Below are 9,398 nucleotides of genomic sequence, written 5' to 3' on the forward strand. Positions count from 1 at the left end.
AAAAACTAAAATTAGAGTATAGACAAACATCGTCTTTTAATATGTATGACTGACATCAGTATCTCTTGAAGGAAAATATTTTACAATATTGCAGATAAAATCTGTAAAATGAAATGATCATAAACGTTATTCAATCTCTTGTTAGCTTTGCATATAGGAAGAAAGAGTATCAACCTCTTGTTCATTAAATAGGAGACCAAGTTTTGAACGACGCCATAACACATCTTCACATGCTTTAGCCCATTCTTTTTCCATCAACCATTTAACTTCTACTTCATAAAGCCCATGTCCAAAATTTTTTCCTCTATTTGCCTTACCATGTGCAAATATCACTAATGCTTCCGTACCATAGGAGCGTGCAAGTCTGCGATGTGTAAAAGCATCTAAATCTGGCATCAAAAGAGCAATCCTATTTTCGATTATATCTAATTGATTATAGGGAAAATCACCCCCTGGAAGTACTGTCTTAGCCGTCCATGATTCTCCCTTTTTACCAAGCGCTTTTTCAACAAATTTCATCGCATCTTCAGCCAACTTACGATAAGTTGTAATCTTTCCACCATAAAGATTAAGAATCTTTGGTGTTGTTCCTGTTCCCATTTCTTTTAAAACATAATCGCGCGTAATTTCTTGTGCTTTTGAAGCTCCATCATCATAGAGTGGACGAACTCCAGAGTAAGACCAGACAATCGTTTCAGGCAACACTGGTTGTATGAAATATTCACTAGCTGCTGCACAAATATAATCAATTTCTGTATCAGTAATATGAACATCAGCTGGATCTCCTTGATAATTACAATCTGTTGTTCCAAGCAAGGTAAACTCTTCTTGATACGGAATAGCAAATATAATACGCCCATCACCATTTTGAAAAATATAAGCACGATCATGAGTATAAAGCTTGGGAACTAAAATATGAGAACCTCTGACAAGCCGTACTGGTGGATGTTCTTTACAGTCTAATATGCTTGCCAAAACATGATCAATCCAAGGTCCTGTCATATTCGCGACATAAGAAGCTGTGACACTATATTCTTTACTACTTAACTTATCTTGAAGAACAATACGCCATTTATTGTCTTCTTTTTTTAAAGAGAGAACTTCTGTTCGTACTTTTATATCAGCTCCCCACTTTTCTGCATCACGAGCATTGCCAATAACTAAACGCGCATCATCTACTCTTGCATCAGAATATTCAAAACCTCTCTGATATTCTTTCTTTAATGTAGAGCAAAACTTTTTTGAAAAATTAATCGTTTTACTGCGCCACAATTTCTGATTCCAATTCCCTAAATAATCATAAATAAAAAGTCCAAAACGCAACATCCAAGCAGGACGCAATTCTTTATGATAAGGAAGGAGAAAACGCAAAGGACGCACAATATGTGGAGCCATACGTAAAATGATCTCGCGTTCTTTCAATGCCTCACGAACAAGTTTGAACTCATAGTGTTCAAGATAACGAAGCCCACCATGAATAAGCTTTGTTGACGCACTTGAGGTCCCAGATGCAAGATCGTTCATTTCAGCCAATCCCACTTTAAAACCGCGTCCTGCTGCATCTCTTGCCAATCCACACCCGTTTATCCCTCCCCCAATGATAAACAGTTCATAATGTGTTGTGGTTTTCATAATTTCACTTTTCATTATTTAATTTTGTTTCTCAGTACTCAATAAAGCAACAGGAAAAAATAATACAATGAAGAACACTTGTATTATCAACGTACTTTTTCCTAAAATAAACACGCATAAAAAGCTTTTTGATACCCTTATACATCAAAACAACATTTGACAATAAAGAGAATTTTTTATCTTTTACAAAACATAATCCTTGCCAAGCCACGGTTCATCATATGAAATCTTTTTAGAGAAAAATTGATGTTTTTTCTCATACTTAAATACACACTATAGCTTAAATGCTTTATTGCACATAGATAAAGCTTTTCATATAGTTCACTCAATGACACACTAGAAAATGTGAAGATATACAGATGACTTATCATTCTCAAAATTCGAAAATAAAACTTCTTTCAAAAATTTTAGTCCCAGTTATGTCGAGTATTTTAATTTTTTTACCTTCTTTATCAAACGCAACATCACACTCAAAAACAGCAAATCATTTAAGCTTAGAAAAGCTTAAAACACAACTTTTGGAAGATTCTAGCTTTTTATCTAAGCTTAAAGAAAAAATGGTACCACATACTGATTCTCATCATATTCAACAAATTGTTAGAGAATACCTTCTTACTCATCCAGAAATTTTGATTGAAATGCAGCTTATTCTTCAAGATAAGCTGGAAAAACAGAATAAATACGAAAACCAAATACAAATATTAGAAAAAGAAATTTTTCATTCTCCTCATGACGCTGTTTTGGGAAACCCAAATGGTAAAAGAGTGCTTATCAATTTTTTTGATTACAACTGTGGATATTGTAAAATTTCCTATTCAGATATAGAGGACTTGATAAAAGAATATCCAGATTTAAAGGTTATTATCAAGGATTTACCAATTTTAAGCTCTGATTCTATGGCGGCCCATACTGTTGCCTACGCATTTCGAAAACAATTTCCAGAGAAATATCCTCAGTTTCATAAAATGCTTTTAATGTATCAAGGTCGAGCAAATGAATCAAAAGCTATTAAAGTAGCTGTCTCATTAGGAGCAGATGAAAAAAAACTACGTAATGCAATAAAAGATCCCACTCTGCAAAACGCTTTTAGAGAAAATATTCAAATTGCCTCTACACTTCATATTACGGGAACACCTTCTTACATCATTGGTAATAAAATATTGATTGGCGCAGCTAGACAAGATATTCTAAAACAAGCAATAGACAATACACAGTGAATACCTGATCAGTTTTAGGAAAATACTGTAAATGAGGTAATTTTATGCTTTCTCTTTTTTGATAACAGGCTTATAAGTGCAATTTTGCGTAAAGCAGATACGAGTTTTAAATTGCAAAGTATAATGATTTAAAGGAAATAAAAATCTTTAAAGCCTCAAAAGATATCATCCCTAATCTAGAGATATTCGGTCATAAAATGAGATAATGACGATCTTCATTGATCAAGGAGTTAAAAATAAAATGGCAACAAAAAAAATGGATTCGGCAAAAACCGCAATTGATACGAAAATTATTCGTGATCTTGCTGAAATTTTGAATGATACAAATTTAACGAACATTGAAGTTGAACAAGGGGAGCTTCGTATTTGTGTCTCACGCCAAAATACCTTAACTTCTTCTGAGCAAGCAATTTATGCTCCTGTTTCTACTCCTACTTTTTCTGTAACATCTTCTCCAGCCCCAACAACTGAATCTCCTATACAATCTATCCAAGAAGATAAATCAAAAAACACAATAACCTCTCCGATGGTTGGAACAGCTTATCTTGCACCTTCACCAGGCGCGCAACCTTTTGTAGAAGTAGGACAAAATGTTTCTGAAGGGGAGACATTACTTATTATTGAAGCCATGAAAACAATGAATCAAATTTCATCACCGCGCTCAGGCACGGTAACCACTGTTCTTGTCAAAGATGGTCAACCTGTTGAATTTGGTGAACCACTTATTATCGTTGAATAAAGCGAGGGGCAATCATGATTCGAAAAATCCTCATTGCTAATCGGGGAGAAATTGCTCTTCGCGTTTTACGTGCATGTAAAGAACTTGGCATAAAAGCCGTAGCTGTTCACTCTACCGCTGATGCAGACGCAATGCATGTTCGTCTTGCCGACGAAAGTGTTTGTATTGGCCCTCCTCCCGTTCGCGATTCTTATTTGAGTATTCAACAAATTATTGCTGCTTGTGAAATTACAGGGGCTGATGCTGTTCATCCAGGTTATGGCTTTCTTTCTGAAAATGCAAAATTTGCAGATGTTCTAGAAGCCCATGATATTACATTCATTGGTCCAACAGCTACTCATATCCGAATCATGGGCGATAAAATCGAAGCAAAGAAAACCGCCAAAAAACTTGGTATTCCTGTAGTTCCAGGTTCAGATGGAGCAATCACTGAAGAATCAGATGCTTTACGCATTGCTCATGAAATTGGTTATCCAGTTATTATCAAAGCTTCTGCCGGTGGTGGTGGACGTGGTATGAAAGTCGTTCATTCTGAACAAGAATTTTCTATAGCTCTTAAAACAACGCGTTCAGAAGCGAAAGCTGCTTTTGGTAATGACGCTGTTTACATAGAGAAATATTTAGAAAAACCCCGTCATATTGAAATTCAAGTCATAGGTGATGGTGCGGGAAATGCTATTCATTTAGGAGAACGCGATTGTTCACTTCAACGACGGCATCAAAAAGTATGGGAAGAAGCTACGTCACCTGCACTTAATGAAAATGAACGAAAAAAAATTGGCAGTATTGTTGCAAATGCCTGTGCCCAACTTGGATATCGTGGAGCTGGTACTATTGAATTTCTTTATGAAAATGGCAAATTTTATTTTATTGAAATGAATACGCGTTTACAAGTCGAACATCCTGTAACTGAAGCAATTACAGGTATAGATTTAGTCCATGAACAAATCCATATTGCATCAGGCTGCAAGCTTTCAGTGACACAAGATGATGTCTATTTTTCTGGTCATGCCATTGAATGCCGTATTAATGCAGAAGATCCTATTAACTTTACGCCATCACCTGGAACCATTACACATTTTCATACACCTGGAGGTTTAGGGATTCGTGTTGATTCAGGTGCTTATTCAGGTTATCGTATCCCTCCTTATTATGATAGCATGATTGGAAAGCTGATTGTTCATGGGCGTACCCGTTTAGAATGTATGATGCGTTTACGGCGTGCTTTAGATGAATTTGTCGTCGATGGGATAAAAACTACACTACCTCTTTTTCGCGATCTTATTAATAATCAAGATGTTGCTGATGGTAATTATAATATTCACTGGCTAGAAAAATACCTTGCTCATCAATCAAAGTCTTCAGATTCGTAATTCGATAGCAAAATGATGAATTCTTATAAAAATTCTGTAAGATATCAACGTAAGGATAATTCCAACCTTGCTGTAAAAAGTGGTAAAAGAGGAAATAAGTTAGTTATTTTTTATTTATTATATAGTTTTCTTTATAATATGTACAAAATTTGATAATTTTCTGTTTTCCTTTTTGTGAGTTTGTGCTAACTCCTACATGGTTACGCCCTTATAGCTCAGTTGGTAGAGCACCTGATTTGTAATCAGGGGGTCGGGAGTTCGAGTCTCTCTGGGGGCACCATTTTATTTCTTAAATATATTGAAATATATAGATTTTTTCTTTAAATAGCTATTTTCAGACCACCTTTTAGACCACCTTCTACAGTTTATATAATTTTACCTAATTTGTTCTTATTTGCTCCGTATTTTTCTTTGGAGTAAAAGCTAGGATCTCTTTTTTTCTCCATCTCACTGCTCTCCCTAGCTTATATGGCTCCGGAAACAACCCCTGAAGCACCCAATTGCGAATCGTTGTGGTTGATACACTAAAAAGCTGTGCACACTCACGTGTCGTTACATATCTATCTCCATCATCAAATATCATCTCATTACCTTTCTCTTTTTTATATTAATTAAATGGGTGGGAGTGCTGGAAGGCATGTGAAGCACTCCAACTTTTAAAAATTTGCAAGTTTATTTTTTAGATGTGCTTAATTTCATATTTCCAATCAGGCAATTGAGTAAGAGCTAATGCGAGTTGTCCTCTATGACACATGCATACATTGGCTTCAAAACAGGTGATTGCAACGCGCTTTTTGTTTAAAAAAATTTGATATAATTTGTTTATTGCACAAAAATTATTCTTGAGAGTTGTATTTTGATAATTTTTAAAAAGGCGGTCATAATCTTTTTGTGTTTTCAAATTTCTTCGTTTTTCAGAAGCAATTCCAAGTTCAGGCATATGCATATATTCAATATCAATATTGCTTACAGCTTTTTCTAATTGTCTTTTTGAAAATCCGTGTTTTCTACTTATTGGATTTTTACGAACATCACATAAAGTTTTGATATTGTTTTCTATGAGACAACTAAGATAATCCTCAAGGGACTTACCTTCATAGCCAATGGTAAAAAAACAAAATTCCTCATCTTTAGCAGGCTGTATGATAATATGTTTAGTGTTACACACGTTTAATTTCCTTGGTAAATGGGTGGGAGTGCTGGGAGGAGAGAGCACCCCCATAGGTTTAAGCAGCTTTTGCCAAAATCTTTTGCATCTCTTGTTCTATTTCTGCTAAAAAGACTTCGACCGCTTGATTAATCTGTTCAATGTGTTTCTCATCACGGAGGACACGTTTGATTTTCATTCTCAAACCAGTAGATTTGCCTACAAAGTTTGGATTATAGCTCATGAAATCACACCATTTGCGTCCAGTGCATGCCATTTGGAATTGCATCTGTGCGATATATTCGGGCTTGATTTCGTCATAAATAAAAAAACGCAAATGCGTGGTTGATTGTGGACATTTGACTTCTATTAAACCGTCCTCTCCAATCAACCCATCAGGACTAGCCCCCGCCATTTCCATTTTGGGGTGTGGGATAAACCCGCATCTTGTGACTTCTGCGTCATAAATGAATTCATATTCTCTCAAGGCATTCTCTTCATGTTCAATGCCCCATTGCATAGCAGGTGTTGTATAAGATTGGCTTATTTCCTCTATTAAGCGTTCTGTCATGAGTTTCGTTTTGTAGTCTTCATATTTGCTTGTAGGCAAACCTTTTGCTGTCTTACTGAGTACGTTGTAAACGTTTGAAGCAGTGACTTTTCCTAAGCGCGCTTGAAACCATTCTGCTGTTCTTTGCTCCATCTCACACCGCCGTTTGTTGTTGAGTTGGTGCATATTCAATATCTTGTATAGGTGCATCTAATTGCTCTTGTTGTGCTTTATTCATTTGCTTTCGTTGCTTTTTTTTCAAAGAAAACAAAGCGGTTTGTGCTTGTTTAAAAGACATATCTTTTAGATTTTTTACTCCTATGAAAGAGAGAAGCCTACTTTCTTCAGATTGTGTTTTTTTAATTAATTCTTTGATTTCATTCATCTGTTCAGGAGAGATACCCGCAAGAAGTGTTATTCCATCTGTATCGTCTTCTTTTCTTGCAACATTAAGAAGCATGCCTAAGAGATATCTACGTGCGTAGCTTATAGTAGAACCAACCGCTTGTGTGTTATTTTTGCTTCCTGTAGCATCAATGGGAAATGTTCCTTGTGTTGATATTTCATTGCCCGATATATGCTTTAAAGTCATTTCTACAGTTATGTCATTTGAACTCTGGTCTTTGATACGAGAGAACAAGGCAAAGTGATGTTTTGAAAGAGGTTCTTTAATAGCATCAATATATTTATCAAGCGTTGTATAGAGGCTTTTAGTATGTGTATTAATGGCGTTTTGTTCGATATCTTTGTATTCCATTTGCATAGCAGAAAGATCACGGACAAAGTTTTGGCGCTCTTGTCGTTCTATCTCCTTTTCTCGCAATTCGAGAAGGCTCTTGAGACGGTCCAGATCAACATCATTTTCTAGAGCTCTTTCTAAAATAAGTTCCATAGCTGTAGGTTTAACTTCACAATCGTTTGTTTTTTCCACTAATTCCGTTTGTGTGGTATTTAGTTCACTCATCTTGATTTCCTCCTATTTGAGCGCAATTCACCCGTGGCGTGAATCACGCTGGTGTTTAAAAGTTGGTTTTTCGGTGTTAGAAACGGCTTATGTAGCTTATATCGCTTGCTGAATAGTCACTTTCGTAGATGATTGAATTGCGTCCACGAATTTCAAGATTACCAGAAATATTTACATTATCGAAAATATATACTCCATCTAGAATTTTCATATTTCCGGAAATGTGTGCTTTATCACTTATATAAGCATTTCCATAGACACGGGCATTGCCATAAACATGGCCCAAAACTCGAGCCTCACCATAAATTTGTGCATTGCCGTAAACTTGTGCATCATATTCAACATATGCTCCACCGCAAACTTTTGCATTTTCATAAACACGCGCCCTTCCTGTAATTTCTGCGCATTCAAATACTTGTGCATTGCCGAAAATCTTAGCGTCACCATAAACCATAGCTTTATGCCAAACCCAACAATCGCCTTCATGCGATAGGTTGTCTTCTTTTTGTATATAGCCGCCTAAGTAACCTTTTTTAATATTTCTAAAATCTCTTAATGCACGTATGCGATAAAGTTTTTTACTTTTATCGGTTCTTGCATCATAAAATTCTTTTATTTCATCAGTAAGTTCGTATTTTTTCATCTGTTTTTTTTCTCTAGTTGAGATTCTTTTATCGTCATCAATCCAATCGTTCCAACATACACATGCATCACCGTAAATTTCTGCATGACCGTAAACATGCGCATCACCGTAAACATGCGCATTGCCGTAAACACGCGCCCTATCGTAAATGTATGGCTCTTCGTAAACTTGTGCATTGCCATAAACTTCTGCATTATCAAAAACGCTAGGTTCACCGCAAATATATGCATCACCGTAAATTTCTGCATGACCGTAAATGCATGGTTCATCGAAAACTTCTGCTTTGCCATAAATACGAGAATTGCCGTAAACATGTGCATAACCGTAAACTTGTGCATTTTCGTAAACCTTAGCATCACCAAAAACCTTGGCATAACCATAGACTTTTGCATAATCCCCAATCCAGCAATTGCCATCATGACTTAGATTGTCTTCTTTTTGTATAAAACCGCCTAGGTCATCTGCTTTAACATCATCAAAATCCCTTAAAGCACGAATACGGTGAAGGGTTTTGCCATCAAACTCAATTGTTTCATCAGTCAGTTTGTATTTCTTTTCCATGGTTTTTGCCCCTACCTTAAGATAGCATCACTTCCATAAAATGCTGTTTTGCCAGCTACTATGGCATTACCACCAACTTTTGCGTTATTATAGACTTCGGCATCTTCATAAACCTTGGCGTTTTCATAGACATATGCATTTTCATAAACCCACGCCTCATCACCAACCCAACAATTGTCATCATGGCTAAGATTTCTTTCAGTCTCTACAAAGCCACCAAGATCACCTTTTTTAATATCTCCGAAATTCTTTAATGCACGTATGCGGTAGAGAGTTTTTCCATCAACTTTAATTGTCTCATCAGTCAGTTCATATTTCTTTTTTATCATAATAACCTCCTCTTAATGCATGCTTTGTCTTTTAAGCTCTTGAGACAGCAGCCCCATACCTTTTGTGGTGATTTTTGCGCAAGGAATGACCTTTTCTATTCCATTTGCGGTTTGAAGTGTGATAGTTGGACAATCCATAAGTTGCTTTTGGATTTTGTCTTGATAAGGTAGCAAATTTCCACCTGCTGCTCGTCTGTAAACCCAACCTTTTTGCTGTAAGAATTGAATGAATTGTTTTGGTTG

11 protein-coding genes, 1 tRNA gene and 1 pseudogene are annotated in these 9,398 nt (G+C 36.1%); 4 read left to right on the forward strand and 9 right to left on the reverse strand.

Translation table 11 applies throughout. The features are described 5' to 3' along the window. Positions 1-141: 141 nt before the first annotated feature. Entirely contained in the window at positions 142-1,647 is a 1,506-nt protein-coding gene (gene glpD, locus ACFIJS_RS04565; RefSeq protein WP_375650316.1) for a glycerol-3-phosphate dehydrogenase, read from the reverse strand. Positions 1,648-1,991: 344 nt separating this feature from the next. Between glpD and ACFIJS_RS04570 the strand changes: the two genes are divergently transcribed. The 4 genes from ACFIJS_RS04570 (at position 1,992) to ACFIJS_RS04585 (ending at position 5,241) form a co-directional block, all read left to right on the forward strand. Next, positions 1,992-2,849, forward strand: coding sequence for a DsbA family protein (locus ACFIJS_RS04570; protein WP_375650317.1), 858 nt, complete (start codon positions 1,992-1,994; stop codon positions 2,847-2,849). A gap of 241 nt (positions 2,850-3,090) precedes the next feature. Further along, positions 3,091-3,588 (forward strand): acetyl-CoA carboxylase biotin carboxyl carrier protein, encoded by a 498-nt coding sequence (accB, locus tag ACFIJS_RS04575; RefSeq protein ID WP_375650319.1) that lies wholly within the window; start codon positions 3,091-3,093, stop codon positions 3,586-3,588. Between the two features lie 14 nt (positions 3,589-3,602). Then, a complete protein-coding gene (gene accC / locus ACFIJS_RS04580; RefSeq protein WP_375650320.1) occupies positions 3,603-4,961 on the forward strand; it encodes an acetyl-CoA carboxylase biotin carboxylase subunit in 1,359 nt (452 codons plus the stop codon). 204 nt (positions 4,962-5,165) lie between these two features. Then, positions 5,166-5,241, forward strand: a tRNA-Thr gene (locus ACFIJS_RS04585). A gap of 99 nt (positions 5,242-5,340) precedes the next feature. On the opposite strand, the gene ACFIJS_RS04590 is transcribed toward ACFIJS_RS04585, so the two are convergent. The 8 genes and pseudogenes from ACFIJS_RS04590 to ACFIJS_RS04625 form a co-directional block, all read right to left on the reverse strand. Next, a complete protein-coding gene (locus ACFIJS_RS04590; protein WP_375606917.1) occupies positions 5,341-5,544 on the reverse strand; it encodes a helix-turn-helix transcriptional regulator in 204 nt (67 codons plus the stop codon). Between the two features lie 96 nt (positions 5,545-5,640). Then, positions 5,641-6,129, reverse strand: a complete 489-nt coding sequence (locus ACFIJS_RS04595; protein ID WP_375606918.1) for a DUF488 family protein — start codon at positions 6,127-6,129, stop codon at positions 5,641-5,643. 58 nt (positions 6,130-6,187) lie between these two features. Beyond that, positions 6,188-6,811 carry a lambda exonuclease family protein gene (locus tag ACFIJS_RS04600; protein WP_375614822.1) on the reverse strand — a complete coding sequence of 208 codons (624 nt, stop codon included), beginning with the start codon at positions 6,809-6,811 and terminating at the stop codon, positions 6,188-6,190. A 1-nt stretch (position 6,812) separates the two neighbouring features. Continuing rightward, a complete protein-coding gene (locus tag ACFIJS_RS04605; protein ID WP_375650322.1) occupies positions 6,813-7,622 on the reverse strand; it encodes an ERF family protein in 810 nt (269 codons plus the stop codon). Positions 7,623-7,698: 76 nt separating this feature from the next. Then, entirely contained in the window at positions 7,699-8,265 is a 567-nt protein-coding gene (locus tag ACFIJS_RS04610) for a hypothetical protein (protein ID WP_375614824.1), read from the reverse strand. An 87-nt stretch (positions 8,266-8,352) separates the two neighbouring features. Then, positions 8,353-8,826: pseudogene (locus ACFIJS_RS04615) on the reverse strand (hypothetical protein); the annotation flags it as partial. Positions 8,827-8,837: 11 nt separating this feature from the next. Next, a complete protein-coding gene (locus ACFIJS_RS04620; protein WP_375607537.1) occupies positions 8,838-9,155 on the reverse strand; it encodes a hypothetical protein in 318 nt (105 codons plus the stop codon). A 12-nt stretch (positions 9,156-9,167) separates the two neighbouring features. Beyond that, a partial coding sequence (locus ACFIJS_RS04625; protein ID WP_375650323.1) for a phage antirepressor KilAC domain-containing protein occupies positions 9,168-9,398 on the reverse strand: 231 nt, incomplete at its 5' end.

The organism is Bartonella sp. OT172YNZD (assembly GCF_042193725.1).
In the GTDB taxonomy this organism is placed as follows: domain Bacteria; phylum Pseudomonadota; class Alphaproteobacteria; order Rhizobiales; family Rhizobiaceae; genus Bartonella; species Bartonella grahamii_A.

Coding starts and splice junctions, on each gene's coding strand:
- ACFIJS_RS04600 (WP_375614822.1), bottom strand. CDS start 6,811: ATGGAGCAAAGAACAGCAGAATGGTTTCAAGCGCGCTTAGGAAAAGTC.
- ACFIJS_RS04620 (WP_375607537.1), bottom strand. CDS start 9,155: ATGATAAAAAAGAAATATGAACTGACTGATGAGACAATTAAAGTTGAT.
- ACFIJS_RS04605 (WP_375650322.1), bottom strand. CDS start 7,622: ATGAGTGAACTAAATACCACACAAACGGAATTAGTGGAAAAAACAAAC.
- glpD (WP_375650316.1), bottom strand. CDS start 1,647: ATGAAAAGTGAAATTATGAAAACCACAACACATTATGAACTGTTTATC.
- accC (WP_375650320.1), top strand. CDS start 3,603: ATGATTCGAAAAATCCTCATTGCTAATCGGGGAGAAATTGCTCTTCGC.
- ACFIJS_RS04590 (WP_375606917.1), bottom strand. CDS start 5,544: ATGATATTTGATGATGGAGATAGATATGTAACGACACGTGAGTGTGCA.
- ACFIJS_RS04570 (WP_375650317.1), top strand. CDS start 1,992: ATGACTTATCATTCTCAAAATTCGAAAATAAAACTTCTTTCAAAAATT.
- accB (WP_375650319.1), top strand. CDS start 3,091: ATGGCAACAAAAAAAATGGATTCGGCAAAAACCGCAATTGATACGAAA.
- ACFIJS_RS04610 (WP_375614824.1), bottom strand. CDS start 8,265: ATGAAAAAATACGAACTTACTGATGAAATAAAAGAATTTTATGATGCA.